Genomic DNA, 17,765 nt, shown 5'->3' with positions numbered 1-17,765 from the left:
GGATCCTCAGCTATCTTCCCCAGTCACTGTCTTCAGCTCTCCTCCTCTTCGGCCTTCTTCAGTCCTCTTTCTCAGCCCTCCTCCTCTGCGGCCACGTGCTTGATGAAAGCGATGAACCGCTCGCGATCTTCGTCCGGAATCTCGAGAGTCGGGAAGACAGAGATGAAGGCACGCTGGATGACGTCGATCTGTGCGTCGTTGTAGAGCTCTCTGAGCGAGCCGATGATCGCAGCCTGCCCCATCTTCACGTCCCCGGTCATCCGCTCGGTCGGCGCGAGGAGCCAGGGTTTCGCTTCGAGCTGTCGCTTCATGCTCGGAGCGATCTGCTCTGCCAAGCGTTCGCGGGTGGCGTCGTCGGCATCCTCGGCGAGCTCATCGACTTCCTGGTCGTACGGTGTGGTCTCGGACATGATGGACCGCATCTCCGCGAGAGCCGATTCCTCATACAGGGTCGAATAGATGTTCATCAGTGCGCGATCGGAATTCGACATCCGGGCGGCGATGTCGATGAAGCCTGAAGCAGTATCGATCGGCGCTCCGTGTTCGAGGAGCTGGGACACCTCGGTGCGTGCTTTTTCCAGGGCCGCGATCTGCTCGCCGAGATCGACCTCAAGCTGCTTGAGGGCGAGTTGCTGCTGTTCGTGATCGTCGTCGACCGAACCGATATCCGACAACGGGATCCCGAGTTCGCGCATCCGCCGGATCTGATGGAGCCGCAGCAGGTGGGAAGCCCCGTACTGTTTGTATCCGTTGCTCATCCGTTCGGGCTCGGTGAGCAGCCCGAGCTTGTGATAATGCCGAATCGTGTTGACCGTGGTGCCGGTCAGCCGCGCCAATTCGCTCGTGCTCCATCCCACGGTCAGGTCCTTCCGCCGATGCCGTGTAGTTCAGTGTCGATGAGGTCCTCGTCGACTCCCAACACCGCTCAGTCTAAGCGGACGGACTGACATGGTGAGCGGGAGAACCGACGTGGACGGTCTGATGTGCGCGGACTACCGTGTAACCATGAGAGCAGGATTCGATTCGGTCAAGGCGCTCGTCTTCGACATGTTCGGCACCGTCGTCGACTGGCGCAGCAGTGTAGCCGCCGAGGTGGCCGTGCACTTGCGCGACCATGTTCCCGATCTCGTTCCGCTTGAGTTCGCCGACGCTTGGCGGGCCGAATATCAGCCGTCGATGGAGCGGGTGCGCAACGGTGACCGAGAGTTCGTTCGTTTGGATGTGCTCCACCGGGAGAATCTCGAGCAAGTGCTCAGAGGTCTCGGCGTCGATCCGAACTCGATTCCCGCGCCGGTCCTCGACGAGACCAATCTTGCGTGGCATCGGCTCGATCCGTGGCCGGATGCGGTCGCAGGTTTGACCCGTTTGAAGGAGCAGTTCATCATCGCTCCACTGTCGAATGCGAACATCCGGTTGGCTCTCGACGTCGCCAAACGTGCTGGTCTTGCCTGGGATGCGATCCTCGGCGCCGAGGTGGCGGGAGCCTATAAGCCGGACCCCGACGTGTATCTGCGGACCGCCGACATCCTCGGTCTCGAACCGCATCAAGTCGCCATGGTCGCCGCGCACAACAGCGATCTGGCCGCGGCGCAGTCCCTCGGGCTCCGCACGGCTTTCGTTCGGCGACCCACCGAGCATGGACCCGATCAGACCATCGATCTCGAACCCACGGGCGAATGGGACATCATTGCCGAGGACTTCGAGGACCTGGCCGATCAGATCGGCTGACGCATCGTTTCGAACGGGTGCTGGGCCAGCAGTCCCTGCAGAACGCCAAAGTGACTATTTCAACGGCTCCAACCCACACCACTCGGCGATGAAGAGAGCGATGGTCTTCGTGATGTTGCGGACGGACTCGATGTGGACGCGCTCGTCGAAGGCATGGATGTCGAGGGATCGGGGACCATAGGTCAGAGTCGACATCGATCCATAGTTCGTGTACACCCGGCCGTCGAGGTAGCCCGGCGTGGAGAACGACCGCAGGGGCTGGCCGAACACATCCCGGTGGGCCGAGCCGAGGACGGCCTCAGCTTCTCCGCCTTCGTCGAGTCGATATCCTGCGGCGAAGAAGCCGGTTCGCTCCAGGCGTGGCAGGCGACTGTCCTGACCGCGCCGGGCGATGCTCGCGTGCCGGACGTGCTCCTGGATCTCTTCCCACGCCTGTTCCGGGTCGATCCCCGGATAAATGGCGGCACGCACGGAGATCTCACACCATGACGGGACGCTGGAGGGCCAGTCTCCACCCGAGATCTCTCCGACGTTGAAGTTGATGGGATGCTCGACATCCTCGAAGCCCGGGTACCGGTCCTTTTGGCCATTCCAATCCGTCTCGAGTGTGCGCAGGTCGGCGATCACGTCATTTGCCGCATCGAAGGCGTTGAAGCCCTTGCTCATCTCCCGGACATGACTCGGTTTCCCCTCGACACGAACGGTGAACCAGATGACTCCGACGTTGGTTCGCACCAGAGCGTTCTCTTCTGGTTCCGGGATGAGCACGGCGTCGCCGGTGTAGCCGCGCAGAAGTGCCGAAAGCGCTCCGTTGCCGGTGCTCTCTTCCTCCACCACGGATTGGAGATGGATCGGGGCTGCAGGAGAGAATCCGGCAGCGGAGATCGCGTCGAAGGCGAAGAGGTTGGCAGCGAGTCCGGCTTTCATGTCCCCGGCGCCACGTCCGTACAGCCAGCCGTCCTCGACTCGAGGCTCGAAGGGCGGAGTAGTCCAATTCTCCAAGGGTCCGGTCGGAACGACATCCACATGACCTTGCAGGATCAGGGATCGGCCTTGCGAGACTGCCGGCCGATAGCTGCCTACGATGTTGAAGTCTTCGTCGTAGGGCACGGTCATCGGTCCGAAGCCCACGTGATCCTCGATGTCCTCTTCGTCGATGCGCCAGCGGTCGGTCTCCAGTCCCCTGTCGGCGAATTCCTGCTCCATGCGGTCCTGGATCGCCGCCTCACTGCCGCGGACAGAAGGACAGCGGATCAGATCACCGGTGAACTCAAGCTGACGATCGAACGCGTTGTCGACGGCGTCGGTGATGGCCTGGGCGACTTCTCGATTCATGCTGTGCTCTTCCCAGTTCTCGTGTTGATGGTTGACGGTCCGAGCCCCGGAGACGCGGATGGCACGTACCTCTGTCGGCTATTCTGCATTCCTCAACGAGTATCCGGAAGAGTGACCGCATTTGCTGTGATTGATTGCGCACCCCCTCCCGTCACTTGGATCGAGCGTATAGCGTGGCCGTCAGGGACGGGTCGACCGACCCGTACTCCCGCCACCATCTGACGAAAGGTGACAAGCATGAATGAGACGAGCATCAGCGCTTCCCGCACGATCGATGCCCCCGTAGAGGACATCTTCCACGTCCTCTCCAATCCAGAGCGTCATGCCGAGATCGACGGCTCGGGAATGGTCCAGTCGGATGACAAGACCGATCGCATCACCGAGGTCGGTCAGAAGTTCTCGATGAATATGCACTGGGACAAGATGGGCGGCGACTACAAGACCGACAACCACGTCATCGGCTATGAGGAGAACAAGCTTCTCGCCTGGAAGACGGCACCAGCCGGTGAGGAGCCACCGGGTTGGGAGTGGGTCTGGGAACTCACGTCCCACAGCCATGACTCGACCGAGGTCTCCGTGACCTATGACTGGAGCGCGGTCACCGACAAGGAGGTGCTCAAGCAGGTCGACTTCCCGGCCGTCAGCGAAGAGGACCTCGAGTCGTCCCTCGGCAACCTGGCAGCAGCGGTGTCCGGAGTCTAACGCCGCGCAGCAGCGCGCAGGCGCGTGTTCCTCACGCCTGACAGCACCCTGACGGCCCTGTTCGAACTCAGCGCAGTTCGTTCAGGGCCGTCTCCGCGCGCCGACGACGGTCTTCGAGCGACATCTCCCACCAATATTCACCGCGTTCGCCGAGGCCGTTCTTCGCGACATCCACCCTCCGTCTCGCCTCCGCGAGATCTTTTCCATCGCCCCGCTTCTTCGCCTGCTTGACGGCGTTCCTCGCGGCGCCGAGGCGGCTCTTGAGTTCCTCGATCACGCTCGGTTCCAGTGCTGGGTCGGTTCGTCGCCACCGGCGTCCTTTGACGATCAGCCAACGCTCGTCATCATTGTCGCTGTTCTCGCTCATGCGACGAATATGCAGAACGGATGGCCGGAGGGATCTGTGAAGACATACAGCGGTTCGTCCTCATCGTCGGTACGATCGACGCGCAGTTCGGCACCCAGGTCTTCGGCACGCTGCAGCTGTCGTTCCAGCATGGTCCGGTTCGGCACCGTGAGGTCGAGGTGCATCTGCATGGGGATGTCCGTTGCCGGCCACGTCGTCGGTTCGAGGCGATCAACCCGCTGAAAAGCGAGCTTCCGGTTCCCACTCGCATCAGTGAGCACCAGCCAGTCGGGGACCTCGGGCTCGGCACTCGTCCCTGAACTGCGACCGTCGGTCGGTTCGTCTCCCGGGCGATAGACGTAGCCGAGCAGCCGTCGATAGAACTCCGCGAGCATCCTCGGCTCGGTCGTATCGATGACGGTGTGGAGCAGCTCAGGAAATCCAGCGTCTTCCGCCTCACCCGTCATCCGAGCTCCAACGGCGTGAGCACCGCGATTTTCCAGCCGTCTTCGATACGCACCAGCTGATACATGTTCCGCTCGTCGGGGGCACCTCCCTGATATTTCCACGTGACGTCGGCCCAGATGCTGTGGTCGGTCGATGCTGCCACCGTGACCTCGGCGTTCACCTCGGTGACGCCCGAGTACTGTCCGAAAGCGCTCGCGAAGAAGCTCTCCGTCTGCGCCGCCTCGGTGACGAGGATCCGCTGCCTCGGGAACTCGATGAGCGCCGGAACCGCGTAATGATCGGCGATTGCTGCGGCGTCCCGATCGATGAGCGCACGGGTATAGGTGTCGAAGAACTGCCTGTGAACCTCTTTGTCCTCATCCATGCCGCAGATGCTACTCCGCGCCCCTGACACAGCTCCGTCACCCCATGTCACCCTCCAATGAGAAGATGGCATCGTGCCTGAGACCCGACCGTCCGCCGCCACGACCGGTGCCGCCATCCCCGCCGACTGGCGTGATGCCTTCGCCCCACTCGCCGAGGCGGCTCCGCACTCACACACGCCCGTGGCCTTGGGATTCGAGCTCGTCCAGGTCATCCCCCGCTCATGGTTCGAAGCTCAGCACTCCGTCCTCCTCGACAAGGACGACGTCACCCCGGGCGCGAATCCGAGCCTCGCGATCCGCCCGCTCATGCTCAGCGAGTCCGGCAACTGGGTGAAGAAGTCCCTGACCTGGCGCACCATCGACCGCATGGCCCGGCAGTTCGACATCGACCCGGCCCACCAGGAATGGTTCACCCAACTCGCGGGACTGCGCACCCGCGGGAAGACGGACTTCACGCCCGACGGGGCGCCGTACCACCTCGGCGATTTCCGCACCCCCCTGCTGTGGGATCACTTCACGCAGGGGAAGAAGCTCGGCATCGAATTCGTCGGCATCAATCCGGATATGACCGTCCGCATCGGGCACACCGCCCGCGCCGCCATCGACATCCGCCGCAGCCAGAACCGCCTGCAGGTGCAGACGCGGGCGACCATCGACGAACGCGAATATACTCCCGGGCTGATCAAGCCGATCTGGACACACGGCTTCTTCGGCGTCGACGTCACCAGCGGTTTCACCGTCACCCTGGCCCCCGCGGAGACCCCGACGAAGGAATCCGCACTGCCCGTGCTCCATTCCCCCGGCCCGATCACGATCCCAGAGGCCGAGGCCGAAGAATTCTTCGAGGAGTACTACCCGCAGCTGCGCTCCAGCGCCGAGGTCATCAGCAGCGACGCCACCGTCGCCTTCCCCCAGTACGGTCGCCCCCGCCTCGTCGTCTTCGCCGCCTTCGGCGCCGGCGACAAACTCTCCTTAAGCTGGTACTGGGAATACCAGGGACCCCGCCGCACCTTCCCCGTCGTCGATCGATTGAGGCTCAGCGCCGCCTCGGCGAGGGAATATGCGAGGCAACGCGAACTCGACTTCGAAGATGCCGTCGTCACCGAGGTCGACAAACTCCTCGCCGACACCCACGAAACCGGCTCCGCCCTGCCGGGCATCAAGGACGTCGAACTCAACGACGCCGACACCGCGGATTTCGTCGTCAACGTCCTGCCCGGGCTAGAGGAGATCGAGCACGTCAAGGTCATCACGCGCGGGAAGAAGCAGCCATACCGGGAGCTCGGCGGGGAGCCGAACGTGAAGATCACCTCGGTCGAGTCGGAGAAGAACGACTGGTTCGACCTCGGCTTCCAGATCAGCATCGACGGCCGCCCGGTCCCTTTCGTCAAGCTGTACAAGGCGTTGGCCGCCGGGACGAAGAAGATCAAGCTCTCCGACGATTCGTTCCTGTCGCTGAACAAGCCGATCTTCGACAAGCTCAAGGCCCTCCTCGCCGAGGCGGACCTCATCCCCGAATGGGAGCCCGGAGCGCCGAAGATCTCACGGATGCATATGGGTCTGTGGTCGGATTTCGAGGACCTCGCCGACGAGTCCGAACCGGCCGTGACCTGGAGAGACTCGGTGCGCGCACTGGCCGACCTCGAACACCTGCCCGCCACCGAGGTGCCCGACCTGAACGGTGCGAAGCTGCGCCCGTATCAGGTGCAGGGATTCCGGTGGTTGGCACTGTTGTATCGGTGCCGGCTGGGCGGGATCCTCGCTGACGACATGGGTCTGGGCAAGACCCTGCAGACGCTCGCGCTCATCGCGCACGCGAAGGCGGACACTCCCTTCCTCGTCGTCGCGCCCACCTCGGTGGTGCCGAACTGGGTGAAGGAAGCCGCCGCGTACACGCCTGACCTCGATGTTCGTGTCGTGGCTGAGTCGACGCGGGCGCGTGGGTCCGACCTCGCCGAGGTGGCTCGCGGTGCCGATGTCGTCGTCTTGTCGTATGCGATGCTCCGGCTGGAGGAGACCCCGATCTCGCGGATGGAGTGGGCGGGGCTCATCCTCGACGAGGCGCAGTTCGTCAAGAATTCGTCGGCGCAGACGCACCTGGCGGCGAAGGAGGTGCGGGCACCGTTCCGGCTCGCGTTGACCGGCACTCCTCTGGAGAACTCGCTCAAGGACGTGTGGTCACTGTTTTCGATCACGGCACCCGGACTGTTCCCGAGTCCTCACCGGTTCGAGGAGGAATACGTCCGACCGATCGAGTCGGGTGAGAACCCGGGACGGATGCAGCGTCTGCAGCGGCGGATCCGACCGTTCATGATGCGTCGGACCAAGGATCTCGTGGCTGCGGACCTGCCGGAGAAGCAGGAGCAGGTCATCTCGGTCGAGCTCAATGCCGCGCACCGGAGACTCTACGATCGGATTCTGCAGAAGGAGCGGAAGAAGATCCTCGGCTTCATCGACAGCGAATACGACAAGCAGCGGTTCATCGTCTTCCGGTCGCTCACGCTGCTGCGGATGCTCGCTCTCGATCCGTCGATCGTCGATGCCGAACATACTGAGGTGCCGTCGTCGAAGTTGGCGGCGCTCCTGGAACGGCTCGACGATGTCATCGCCGAGGGCCACCGGTCGATCGTGTTCAGCCAGTTCACGTCGTTCCTGTCCAACGTCGCCGCGGACCTCGACGCTCGCGGGATTCCCTATGTCGTCCTCGACGGGTCGACGCGCAATCGCGGTGCGGTCGTCGATGCGTTTCGGTCGGGTGAGGCGCCGGTGTTCCTCATCAGCCTCAAGGCCGGCGGGTTCGGGCTCAACCTCACCGAGGCGGACTATGTCTTCCTCATGGATCCGTGGTGGAATCCCGCCTCGGAGAATCAGGCGATCGACCGGGCGCACCGGATCGGGCAGACGAAGAGCGTCATGGTCTACCGCTATGTCGCCGAGGGCACGATCGAGGAGAAGGTGCTCGCCCTGCAGAAGCGCAAGGCCGAACTCTTCGACGACCTCATGTCCGACGCCGGCACGTACGTGGGCCGGGGCCCAGGCGGGCAAGCCTTCAGCCAGACGGTGACCGCCGCGGACATCAAGGGGCTGCTCGAGGGGTAGGCGATTCCAGCTAACCTCACGGATCACGGAAGAGTATTTACTTTAGGTGCCCTAAAGTAAATATTCTCGCCAGACCGGCCTCAATAGTTCCCGGTCGCCCAGGCGACCGAAAGCGACGCCGTTTCACTCTTCGGAGCTCAGCAGCCTCTCGATAAGTTCCGGCACACGTTTTGTCACCGTGTCCCAGAAGCGGTCATCATCCATCGACGCGTAGCCCGCGTGAGCAACGATATTCCGGGTCGCTCTGATGCTGAGGACTTCATCTTTCGTCAGCAGCTTCATCCAGATCGCGAACTCAGCCCGCTCGGTCAGTGACGCGAGGCGAATGATTGCGATGCCGGCGATATCGTAGGAAGCGGTTCCGTCCGAAAACTCTTCGCGGGCAGTCGCGGCCACCGATTGCGTGCGTCGCAGAATCGCCCTCAACTCGGTACGGATGTTCGCCCGGTCAAAGTCCACGTCCGTCTTCTCCCGCCGCGGGGGCCGGCGATACGTGCCTCGATGAGGTTCCGATGGGTTCATACCGGCACGGCCTCTCGCATTGCTTGCCACCCGGGTGGGATCGGACCATCATCGACAACGACATCTGCGGGGAAGCCGGTGATCTGTCGGACCCGCTCTCCGAAAAGCGCGAGATCGAACAGGTCGACTTCCTCATCCGCAGTGACGAGGAAATCGATGTCACTGTTGAAACCATCGTCGCCGCGGGCCACCGAGCCGAACACCCTCAGATTCCTCAGGCCCAGGCGGTCAGCTTCGTCACGAATTCGTTCAAATGCCATCTCGAGGGCAAGTGAGGGTCGGTAGTCTGCCGCTTTCAATACGCGTTCGAGCATCTCAGAGGAGACGTTCCGCTTGCCCGATTCTATTTGGGCCAGGCTGGACTGACTCAGGCCGGCGCGCCGGGCCAACTCGGTCTGTGTGATTCCCAGATCGAGACGCGCTTCGCGAATGAGTTCGCCCGGATTATCCGATTGGAACCGTCCCATACATTCAAATATAGCCCCGTGCAATAATGAACACCATAGGCACAGACATTTCCAACCCATCGCCGATTCGCGTTGAAAGCCTTTGACCTTCCACCCCCGACCCCGGGACTGGATCCTTCATCACCACCCGGGGACGACGAAGATCAGCCAGGTGACGATCGGTGCGATGACGACCATCGAGAAGCCCCACACCATGAGCTGCTTGAACACCCTGTCACGCTGGTCCTCCGGCGAGTTCGCCACGACGAGCGCTCCAGAAGTCGAGAACGGTGAGGAATCGACCACCGAGGACGAGATCGCCAGTGCGATGATCAGGCCGATCTCGCTCACACTTCCAGTGAGCAGGAACGGCACTGCCAGAGGAATGAGAGCACCGAGGATGCCCGTCGTCGACGCGAATGCCGAGACCACCGCACCGATGAAGCAGATGATGAGTGCCGCAAAGAGCGGAGCGCCCATGCCAGCGACCTGCTCGCCGAGCCAGTCGATCGTGCCCAGTCGTTCCATGAGCTCGACGTAGGTGACGATGCCGCAGATCAGCAGCACTGTCGGCCACGCGATCTTGCTCACCGCGCCCTTGCTGATGCGGGGCGAGAAGAACGAGATGATCACGGCGACGCTGATCGCGGTGAAGCCGACGTCCTGGTTGAGCGGCGGCACGACCATCACAGCGAGAACGACGAGCCCGACAAGGGTGACGATGCGGTTGAGGTCGAGGGTGGTGACTTCGACGTCCTCGTCGGCGTCCTTGACCATCGTCGTCTGCACCGACCGTCGCGCCGCCCTGCGCTCGGGGTCGTGGTACGGCGCAGGAGAGCCGCCCGATCCGCCGTCCACGCCGCCAGCAGAGCCATCCGCTCCGCCCGAGCCGCCTGCACCGGTGCCGCCCGATCCGGCTCCGACACCACCGGCAGGCTCACCGTCTTTGTCTTCGAGTCCATGCCCGAGATCGCGCTTGCCCAGCAGCTCCCGCCCGCCGAAGAGGAAGAAGCAGACCAAGCCGAGGATGACGTTGAAGACGAAGGACGCGAGGAACAGCAGCAGCGGGCTGCCCGGCAGGTCATTGCGTTCGACGACCTGATTGGTGATCGTGCCGAAGATGCTGAGCGGCGAGAAGCCGCCGGCCGTCGCTCCGTTGATGACCATGAGCCCCATGAGCAGCGGTCGGATGCCGTACCGCCGGGAGAAGCCCATCCCCATCGGCGCGATGATCGCGATGGCCGCCGGCACCACGGAACCGAAACCGGAGAGCAGAGCCGTGACGACGAAGAACACCCACGGGATCAGCGCTATTCGACCGCCGACGGCCTTGACGAGGATATGGACGATCCAATCGACCGTGCCGTTGTCCTTCGCCAAGGCGAACAGATACGTGACACCGACAAGGATGAGGAACAGATCTGCAGGGAAACCTGACAACAGGGTGTCGACGTCTTCGTCGAGAACAAAGGTTCCGAACAGGAAGGTCGCCATGAGCGCGAGCGCACCCATATGGACCGAAACAAAGGTGGCGATGACGAACAGAGCCACGAGAACGAGTATCGAAGCAATCTCCAAAGACACAATTCGCTCCTATGCGATGTGTGAATCAGTCGGAAACGACCCCATTGCCGCAACCGACATTCCACGATGTGGAAATCTTGCTGCTACTTTATGAAAGTCTGCCCCGAGGAATTCCAAACCGTCAAGACCCCGACTTCACTTTCCCGAATAACAGGAGCATGTATACCAATCCGCGGTTTTCAAAGTAATCCTTTCGCCACAGGACAGTACAGAACTCCACGTCAAAGACTCAGAGAAAATGGAATACCGCAATTCGAACCGGACAGAAAAGGCTCAACTCGACAGACGAGCTGAATGCCGCAAAACTCCGTTCCGAATCCTGGAAAAGGCATTTTTCTCTCGAAACCATTGTGGTAGCGTCAAATGAAAGTATTGTACCGCATCGTGGAATCAGAGAGGATTCTTCAATGACAATCAGCGGACGGCATTTCCTACAGATCCCGGGACCCAGCAACGTTCCCGATACTGTTCTTCGGGCGATTTCGATGCCCACAATCGACCATAGAGGGCCTGCCTTCAAAGAACTCTTCAGCCATGTGCTCGAAGGCATGGCCGAGATCTTCGGCACCTCCAATCAGGTCGTCATCTACCCGGCCACGGGAACCGGGGCGTGGGAGGCTGCGCTGGTCAACACGCTCAACCCCGGCGACGAGATCCTCTGCTATGAAACCGGGCATTTCTCCTCATTGTGGAAGACGATGGCTGAGAAATGGGGACTCAAACCCACGGTCATTGCGGGCGACTGGCGCACCGGCGCCGATCCCCAGAAGATCGGCGAAGCCCTCGCCGCTGACACCGACCACCGCTTCAAAGCTATCTGCGTCGTCCACAACGAGACCTCGACCGGGGTCACGAGCCGCATTTCCGAGATCCGCGCGGCCATCGACGCCGCAGACCACCCGGCTCTGTTCATGGTCGATACGATCTCCTCACTCGGCTCCGTCGACTACCGGCACGACGAATGGCGCGTCGATGTCACGGTCTCGGGCTCGCAGAAGGGCCTCATGCTCCCACCGGGACTGTCCTTCAATGCCGTGAGCGACAAGGCCCTTGAAGCCCACAAGTCCTCGTCCCTTCCGAAATCCGTCTGGAACTGGACGGAGATGCTCGCCGCCGGCAGGAACGGGATGACTCCCTACACCCCGAACACGAACATCCTGTTCGGACTCAAGGAATCATTGCGGCTGCTGAATGAGGAAGGCCTGGACAACGTCTTCGCCCGCCACATCCGCTTCGGCGAAGCGACACGTGCCGCAGTCGAGGCCTGGGGCCTCGAAGTGCTGTGCACGAACGAGAGCGAACACTCCCCCGTGCTCACCGCCGTCGTCATGCCCGACGGACACGACGCCGATGAGCTGCGAAAGCTCATCCTCGACCGCTTCGACATGTCTCTGGGGGCGGGCCTGTCCAAACTCCAGGGGACGGTCTTCCGAATCGGCCACCTCGGTGATCTCAACGATCTCACCCTCGCCGGAACCCTCGCGGGCGTCCAGATGGGACTGCAGCTGGCGGGAGTGAAGATCGACCCGGCCGGACTCGGAGCCGCCCTCGACATCCTCCGCGAGAGCTGAGCTCACCATGAGCGCTGACACGAACACCGACATCACCGACGTCGTCACCGATCTCACCCGCAGCATCGCAGGCACCGTAGACACCTCGCCCCGCCGACTCGCCGAATATGCCGTCGACGCGTCGAACTACCGAGTGGTCCCACAGGTCGTCGCCTTCCCGCAATCGACGGCCGACGTCGTCTCGATTCTCGACGTGGCCAGGTCGCACAGTGTGCCCATCACCTCCCGCGGCGGCGGCACCTCACAGGCCGGCAACTCGATCGGAACCGGTATCGTCATCGACTTCTCCCGCCACCTCAACCACATCCTCGACATCGACCCAACGGCGAAGACCGCCCGGGTCGAACCAGGTGTGCTCATGAGTGAGCTGCAGAAGGCCGGGAAACCGCACGGGCTGACCTTCGGCCCCGATCCCTCGACGAAGAATCGGGCGACGATCGCGGGCATGATCGGCAACAACTCCTGCGGACCGCACGCGATTTCGGCCGGCCGCACCGTCGACAACATCGTCGAGATGACAGCCATCGACGGCACCGGCCGCTCGTTCCTCGCCGGCGCTGGGCTCGATCCCATTCCCGGACTCGCCGAGGTGGCCGGCCGTCACCTCGGAGTCATCCGCACCGAGTTCGGCCGGTTCAGCCGCCAGGCCTCGGCGTATGCGATGGAGCATCTGCTCCCGGAGAACGGCCCGAACCTCGCGAAGTTCCTCGTCGGCAGCGAAGGCACACTGTCGACGATCACCGAGGCGGTCGTCAGCCTCGGCGATCTTCCGAACTCACCCACGGTGCTCGTCCTCGGCTACCCGGACATGTTCGAAGCCGCCGATGCCGTCCCCCGGGTGCTGCCCCACGGCCCGCTCGCCGTCGAAGGCATCGACTCGCGGCTCATGGACATGGTCCGCAACCACAAGGGCAAGGACGCCGTGCCCGAACTGCCGGCGGGCAAGGGCTGGCTGCTCATCGAGGTCGCTGGCACCACCGCGGACGAAGCTGTCGCGAACGCCCAGATCATCGCCGCCGAGGCCGGCACCGACCACTTCCGCATCCTGCCCGCCGGAAAAGAAGCGAGCACCCTGTGGGGCATCCGCGCCGACGCCGGCGGTCTGGCCGGACGCACCGAAGACGGCGACCCCGCCTGGACCGGATGGGAGGACGCCGCGGTTCCGCCCGAGGTGCTCGGCGACTACCTGCGGGACCAGGACGAGCTGATGGCCTCCTACGGAATCCGCGGCCTGCCCTACGGCCATTTCGGTGACGGCTGCGTGCACATGCGCACCGACTTCCCCTTCGACCGCCCCGACGGCATCGACGTCTTCCACGACTTCGTCATGGAGGCCGGGCGACTCGTCACGAAATACGGCGGATCCGCCTCCGGCGAGCACGGCGATGGGCGAGCCAGGTCCGAACTCCTCGGCCTCCAGCACTCGGACGAGGCGATTGCCGCTCTCGGCGAGGTCAAACGGCTCTTCGACCCGAACAGCCTGCTCAATCCGGGCATCATCGTCGACCCGCTGCCGATCATCTCCGACCTGCGCAGGCCGCAGTCGATCTCGATCGGCACGGCCGGCGGTTTCTCCTTCGCGCACGACAAAGGCAGCTTCACGAACGCCGTCCACCGCTGCGTGGGCGTCGGCAAATGCCGTGCCGACACCTCCGGGTCCGGCGGGTTCATGTGCCCGTCGTATCTGGCGACGAAAGATGAGAAGGACTCCACCCGCGGTCGCGCCCGGGTCCTCCAAGAGGTGACCAACGGAGGCCTGATCAACGCATTCGACAGCGCCGAGGTGGCCGAGTCCCTCGACCTGTGTCTAAGCTGCAAGGCCTGTTCGTCCGACTGCCCGGCCGGGGTCGACATGGCCCAGTACAAGTCAGAGGTGCTCCACCGCACCTATCGCGGCAGGCTCCGTCCCCTCGCACACTATTCGCTCGGCTGGCTGCCCACCTGGGGCCGCCTGCTCACCGCGGTGCCCGGAGTCAGCGCTTTGGCGAACGCGGTGCTGGAGTTCCGCCCCCTGGCCACACTCGTCCTGACCGGCGGCGGCATGGACCCACGCCGGAAGATGGTCCGGTTCAATGATCGCCGGTTCTCCCGCTGGGCGAAGTCCCGCATCTCCCCCGCCGAGGCGCGCGGTGCCTCAGCGGCGGATCGGGACGCCCTCATCGCCGACGAATACGTGAGCACTACCTCGGCGAGCAAGAAACAGGTCCTGCTGTGGGCGGATTCGTTCACCGAATACCTCTCTGATGCCGGGGCCAGGACGGCCGTCGACCTGCTGGAATCGACCGGATTCGAGATCCTCCTGCCGCAGCAGCAGGCCTGCTGCGGGCTGACACTCATCTCCACCGGACAGCTCGACGCGGCGAAGCGGAAGCTCGAATCGACGATGGAGATCCTCGATCCCTATGCCCGGAAGGGCATTCCGATCGTCGGCATCGAGCCGAGCTGCACCGCGGTGCTGCGCAGCGACCTCGGCGATCTGTTCCCCGATGACGAACGGGCTCGCCGGATCGCGGCCGCCACCTCGACGCTGGCCGAGGTCCTCGTCGACGCGGAGCTCGACGTCCCCGATCTCACGGGACGCACCGTCGTCGTCCAACCTCACTGCCACCATCATTCGGTCATGGGCTTCGCCGCAGACCGGGCGCTCCTCGAGCGGACCGGCGCGACGGTGCACGAACTTGCCGGCTGCTGTGGTCTGGCCGGGAACTTCGGCATGGAGGCCGGCCATTACGAGACCTCGGTGGCGGTGGCAGAGAACGCTCTGCTGCCGGCCCTGCGGGATGCGCCGGAGGATTCTATCTACCTGGCCGACGGGTTCTCCTGCCGCACCCAGGCGGCGGACCTCGCGAACGTGAACGGCATGACGCTTCCGCAGCTGCTCACCGGCGAGGCGTCGAAGCCCGGGCATTCGGCCCGCGCCTCCCGCCTGCCCGAAGCCGCCGAGGCGTGATGGCACCGAGGGGATGGACCCGCCGAACCGACCGACCAGTGAGAATGCAGTCAGAGAGGACGCAATGAGTGACGACTCAGCACCAGGACCGCTGTCGGGGGTGACCGTGCTCGAGCTCGGTGTGTTCATCGCCGGGCCGTATGCGACGATGCAGCTGGCCGATATGGGCGCCCGCGTCATCAAGATAGAACCGCCGGGCGGCGATCCAATGCGCGCTGCGGGGCCCTTCGTCGACGGCGAATCGAGCCCGTTCATCCGGCTCAACCGCAACAAGGAGTCGATCGTCCTCGACCTCAAATCCGACGCAGGCCGAGCCGGCCTGCACTCCCTGCTCGCCGAGGCGGACGTCCTCGTGGAGAACATGCGACCCGGGGCGCTGACGAAGATGGGCTTCGGATACGAGGATCTGCGCGAGGGCCATCCCGATCTCATCTACGCCTCCGCCTCGGGCTGGGGACAGGACGGGCCGCTGGCTCCCCTGGCCGGCCTCGACATCATGGCGCAGGCCCGGTCGGGGCTGATGAGCATCACCGGATTCCCCGATCAGCCGCCGGCGAAGGTCGGAGTGCCGATCTCCGATCTCTCGACCGCGCTCTACGTCGCGCTCGGCATCGTCTCCGCCCTCTATGAGCGACGCCAGTCCGGGCAGGGGCAGTACCTCGATGTCTCCCTCTTCGAATCCGCTGTGTCCTTGGCGGTGTGGGAGGCCGGCGGGTACTTCGGTGCCGGGACGGTGAGTCGGCCGAACGGTTCGGCTCATCAGGCGCAGGCACCGTATCAGGCGATCGAGGTCGGCGACGGCTTCGTCACCATCGGTGCGAACACTCCGGCCACGTGGACGCGGTTCTGCTCGGCCTTCGACCTCGCCGATCTCGAGCACCACCCGAAGTACGCCGAGCCAGCACTGCGGTTCGCCAACCGAGAGGCCCTCATCGCCGTCATCGAGGATCGGCTGCGCGCCCGCACCATCGCCGAGGTGGTCGAGGAGATGAATCGCGTGGGTGTCCCGGCCGCACCGATCAACGACTACGAGCAGGTCTTCACCGACGCTCACCTGCAGCAGCGGAACTTCTTCTGGGCCTCCCAGCACCCCCGCCTCGGCGAGGTGACGCAGCTGGGCAATCCGATGCGCTTCTCCCGTTCGCAGATGACCCATGGTCCGGCCGGACCGTCGCTCGGTGCGGATACCGACCGGGTGCTCGCGGAGTTCGCGGGCGGTACCGGGACGGCCGGGTCCGACTCGGACTCCGCCCCTGCCGGAACCGACACCATCACCGCGGAGGTCCGGTCATGAGCGATCAGGTGATCACCGAGGTCGTCGGACGCACCCTTCGCGTCACGTTCAATCGTCCCGAGGCGCGCAATGCGATGACGTTCGAGATGTATCAGAAGCTCGCCGAGGCGGCCGCTCAGGTCGACGCGGACCCGCAGCTGCGTGCCCTCGTCCTCCGTGGAGCCGGGGGCCGAGCCTTCGTGGCCGGCACGGACATCGCGCAGTTCCGGGGGTTCACCGGTGAGGACGGAGTCGCGTACGAGCAGCGCATCGACGAAGTGCTCGGGGCTCTGGCCACGGTCGGCAAACCGGTCATCGCCGTCATCGACGGCCACTGTGTGGGCGGAGGTCTGGGGATCGCGTGCTGCGCGGATGTGCGGATCGGATCGGCCGCCTCGGCGTTCTCCGTTCCCATCGCCCGCACCTTGGGCAACACCCTGTCCGCGAACACCCTGCGCCGGCTGGTCCGGGCGTTCGGGGAACCGCGGACGGCGTCGATGCTGATCACCGCGCGGAAGGTCGACGCGCAGGAAGCGCTGGCCTCCGGGTTCCTCACCGCGGTCGCAGAGGATCTCGACGCCGAGGCCGAAGCCCTCATCGAGCGGGTCGTGACCGGGGCACCGCTGACGCAGTGGGCGATCAAGGAGAACCTCCGCCGGCTGGCTGCCGGCGGACCCGTCGACGATGCGGATGTCGTCTCAAAGGTCTACGGCAGTCAGGACTTCGCGAACGCCGTCGAAGGATTCCTCACCAAGACCCCGGTTGAGTGGACCGGGGAGTAAGCCGGCTCAGTCCCGATTTCCCTCGCCGAGGCGGTCGACGAGTCGGGCGATGATCCTGGCCCTGGTCGTCTCGGTGCGGGCGGTGAGGATCGGCAGCATGGCCGTGAACCTCTCCGCGCGGTTGAGCGCGTCGAAGGCGGATTGCGCGGCGGGCGCCTCGGCGAGGGCTTCCCGCAGGTCATGGGGGACGGTGGCCTCCGACTGCCTGGGGTAGGCGTTCTCCCAGCGGCCGTCGTGCTGAGCCAACCGCACCTCGGCGCGGCCGCGATCCCGCAGACGACCGTCGGTCTCGAGACTGCCGATGATCTCGACATTGCGCTTCGACCAGTTCGAGCGCGGACGTCGCGGAGTGAAGCGCTGGACGAACGTCGTCGCGTCGAAGGTGCGGCGCTGACCGTCGATCCAGCCTCCGCACAGTGCTTCCTCGAGGGCGTCCTGATAGCTCAGCGAGGTCGGCGTGGTGACGTTCTTCTTCGCCATGAGTACCCACACACCCTTTGAGGTGTGCTCGTTGGCGATCAGCCACTCGCGCCAGGCGTCGAGGTCGGCGAGGACCAGTGGGGATGTAGGCGAGTTTTCGGTCATGGGCGGGCC

At 64.0% G+C, this 17,765-nt stretch carries 16 protein-coding genes; 7 read left to right on the top strand and 9 right to left on the bottom strand.

Annotated elements, in window-relative coordinates:
- Nucleotides 1-71: 71 nt before the first annotated feature.
- A complete protein-coding gene (locus tag AC239G_RS01790) occupies nt 72-857 on the bottom strand; it encodes a helix-turn-helix domain-containing protein (protein WP_376904959.1) in 786 nt (261 codons plus the stop codon).
- A 148-nt stretch (nt 858-1,005) separates the two neighbouring features.
- Between AC239G_RS01790 and AC239G_RS01785 the strand changes: the two genes are divergently transcribed.
- Entirely contained in the window at nt 1,006-1,728 is a 723-nt protein-coding gene (locus AC239G_RS01785; RefSeq protein WP_458310560.1) for a haloacid dehalogenase type II, read from the top strand.
- A 54-nt stretch (nt 1,729-1,782) separates the two neighbouring features.
- Here the strand turns inward: AC239G_RS01785 and AC239G_RS01780 are convergent, their stop codons facing one another.
- The gene (locus AC239G_RS01780) at nt 1,783-3,063 is read right to left on the bottom strand and encodes an ArgE/DapE family deacylase (RefSeq protein WP_458310561.1); all 1,281 of its coding nucleotides are present in this window, start codon (nt 3,061-3,063) and stop codon (nt 1,783-1,785) included.
- A gap of 237 nt (nt 3,064-3,300) precedes the next feature.
- Between AC239G_RS01780 and AC239G_RS01775 the strand changes: the two genes are divergently transcribed.
- Nucleotides 3,301-3,765, top strand: a complete 465-nt coding sequence (locus AC239G_RS01775) for an SRPBCC family protein (RefSeq protein ID WP_139469482.1) — start codon at nt 3,301-3,303, stop codon at nt 3,763-3,765.
- Between the two features lie 67 nt (nt 3,766-3,832).
- Here the strand turns inward: AC239G_RS01775 and AC239G_RS01770 are convergent, their stop codons facing one another.
- Genes AC239G_RS01770 through AC239G_RS01760 form a run of 3 tightly spaced genes read right to left on the bottom strand, consistent with a single transcriptional unit; the run spans nt 3,833 to nt 4,943 of the window.
- On the bottom strand, nt 3,833-4,132 hold the full coding sequence (locus tag AC239G_RS01770) for a biopolymer transporter Tol (protein ID WP_139469483.1): 300 nt from the start codon (nt 4,130-4,132) through the stop codon (nt 3,833-3,835).
- The gene (locus AC239G_RS01765; protein WP_139469484.1) at nt 4,129-4,578 is read right to left on the bottom strand and encodes a VOC family protein; all 450 of its coding nucleotides are present in this window, start codon (nt 4,576-4,578) and stop codon (nt 4,129-4,131) included. The genes AC239G_RS01770 and AC239G_RS01765 overlap by 4 nt, the downstream gene beginning before the upstream one ends.
- Nucleotides 4,575-4,943: a DUF6841 family protein gene (locus AC239G_RS01760; protein ID WP_487489675.1), complete on the bottom strand. Its 369-nt coding sequence runs from the start codon at nt 4,941-4,943 to the stop codon at nt 4,575-4,577. The genes AC239G_RS01765 and AC239G_RS01760 overlap by 4 nt, the downstream gene beginning before the upstream one ends.
- A 73-nt stretch (nt 4,944-5,016) precedes the next feature.
- Between AC239G_RS01760 and AC239G_RS01755 the strand changes: the two genes are divergently transcribed.
- Nucleotides 5,017-8,043 (top strand): DEAD/DEAH box helicase, encoded by a 3,027-nt coding sequence (locus tag AC239G_RS01755; RefSeq protein ID WP_487489674.1) that lies wholly within the window; start codon nt 5,017-5,019, stop codon nt 8,041-8,043.
- Nucleotides 8,044-8,166: 123 nt separating this feature from the next.
- Here the strand turns inward: AC239G_RS01755 and AC239G_RS01750 are convergent, their stop codons facing one another.
- The 3 genes from AC239G_RS01750 to AC239G_RS01740 form a co-directional block, all read right to left on the bottom strand.
- Nucleotides 8,167-8,502 (bottom strand): HepT-like ribonuclease domain-containing protein, encoded by a 336-nt coding sequence (locus tag AC239G_RS01750; protein ID WP_218973660.1) that lies wholly within the window; start codon nt 8,500-8,502, stop codon nt 8,167-8,169.
- 59 nt (nt 8,503-8,561) lie between these two features.
- Nucleotides 8,562-9,032 carry a helix-turn-helix domain-containing protein gene (locus AC239G_RS01745; RefSeq protein ID WP_139469487.1) on the bottom strand — a complete coding sequence of 157 codons (471 nt, stop codon included), beginning with the start codon at nt 9,030-9,032 and terminating at the stop codon, nt 8,562-8,564.
- A 120-nt stretch (nt 9,033-9,152) separates the two neighbouring features.
- A complete protein-coding gene (locus tag AC239G_RS01740; protein WP_487489673.1) occupies nt 9,153-10,595 on the bottom strand; it encodes an SLC13 family permease in 1,443 nt (480 codons plus the stop codon).
- A 485-nt stretch (nt 10,596-11,080) separates the two neighbouring features.
- Between AC239G_RS01740 and AC239G_RS01735 the strand changes: the two genes are divergently transcribed.
- The 4 genes from AC239G_RS01735 to AC239G_RS01720 all read left to right on the top strand — a co-directional run bounded on the left by AC239G_RS01735 (nt 11,081) and on the right by AC239G_RS01720 (nt 17,171).
- A complete protein-coding gene (locus tag AC239G_RS01735) occupies nt 11,081-12,166 on the top strand; it encodes a pyridoxal-phosphate-dependent aminotransferase family protein (RefSeq protein WP_487489672.1) in 1,086 nt (361 codons plus the stop codon).
- Nucleotides 12,167-12,173: 7 nt separating this feature from the next.
- On the top strand, nt 12,174-15,116 hold the full coding sequence (locus AC239G_RS01730) for an FAD-binding and (Fe-S)-binding domain-containing protein (protein ID WP_487489671.1): 2,943 nt from the start codon (nt 12,174-12,176) through the stop codon (nt 15,114-15,116).
- 64 nt (nt 15,117-15,180) lie between these two features.
- Complete coding sequence (locus tag AC239G_RS01725; protein ID WP_180345660.1) at nt 15,181-16,410, top strand: CaiB/BaiF CoA transferase family protein; 1,230 nt, start codon at nt 15,181-15,183, stop codon at nt 16,408-16,410.
- A complete protein-coding gene (locus AC239G_RS01720; RefSeq protein WP_487489670.1) occupies nt 16,407-17,171 on the top strand; it encodes an enoyl-CoA hydratase in 765 nt (254 codons plus the stop codon). The genes AC239G_RS01725 and AC239G_RS01720 overlap by 4 nt, the downstream gene beginning before the upstream one ends.
- 6 nt (nt 17,172-17,177) lie before the next feature.
- On the opposite strand, the gene AC239G_RS01715 is transcribed toward AC239G_RS01720, so the two are convergent.
- A complete protein-coding gene (locus AC239G_RS01715) occupies nt 17,178-17,756 on the bottom strand; it encodes a YdeI/OmpD-associated family protein (protein ID WP_487489669.1) in 579 nt (192 codons plus the stop codon).
- Nucleotides 17,757-17,765: the final 9 nt, after the last annotated feature.

The organism is Brevibacterium sp. Lmc1, assembly GCF_057654315.1.
Note: the sequence above shows the minus strand (reverse complement) of the source record. Positions and strands in the feature narration are given on the sequence as shown.

Bases quoted from the DNA above. Each gene is read 5' to 3' on its own strand.
- AC239G_RS01785 (WP_458310560.1), top strand. From the start codon at position 1,006: ATGAGAGCAGGATTCGATTCGGTCAAGGCGCTCGTCTTCGACATGTTC.
- AC239G_RS01780 (WP_458310561.1), bottom strand. From the start codon at position 3,063: ATGAATCGAGAAGTCGCCCAGGCCATCACCGACGCCGTCGACAACGCG.
- AC239G_RS01775 (WP_139469482.1), top strand. From the start codon at position 3,301: ATGAATGAGACGAGCATCAGCGCTTCCCGCACGATCGATGCCCCCGTA.
- AC239G_RS01770 (WP_139469483.1), bottom strand. From the start codon at position 4,132: ATGAGCGAGAACAGCGACAATGATGACGAGCGTTGGCTGATCGTCAAA.
- AC239G_RS01765 (WP_139469484.1), bottom strand. From the start codon at position 4,578: ATGACGGGTGAGGCGGAAGACGCTGGATTTCCTGAGCTGCTCCACACC.
- AC239G_RS01760 (WP_487489675.1), bottom strand. From the start codon at position 4,943: ATGGATGAGGACAAAGAGGTTCACAGGCAGTTCTTCGACACCTATACC.
- AC239G_RS01745 (WP_139469487.1), bottom strand. From the start codon at position 9,032: ATGGGACGGTTCCAATCGGATAATCCGGGCGAACTCATTCGCGAAGCG.
- AC239G_RS01735 (WP_487489672.1), top strand. From the start codon at position 11,081: ATGCCCACAATCGACCATAGAGGGCCTGCCTTCAAAGAACTCTTCAGC.
- AC239G_RS01730 (WP_487489671.1), top strand. From the start codon at position 12,174: ATGAGCGCTGACACGAACACCGACATCACCGACGTCGTCACCGATCTC.
- AC239G_RS01725 (WP_180345660.1), top strand. From the start codon at position 15,181: ATGAGTGACGACTCAGCACCAGGACCGCTGTCGGGGGTGACCGTGCTC.
- AC239G_RS01720 (WP_487489670.1), top strand. From the start codon at position 16,407: ATGAGCGATCAGGTGATCACCGAGGTCGTCGGACGCACCCTTCGCGTC.
- AC239G_RS01715 (WP_487489669.1), bottom strand. From the start codon at position 17,756: ATGACCGAAAACTCGCCTACATCCCCACTGGTCCTCGCCGACCTCGAC.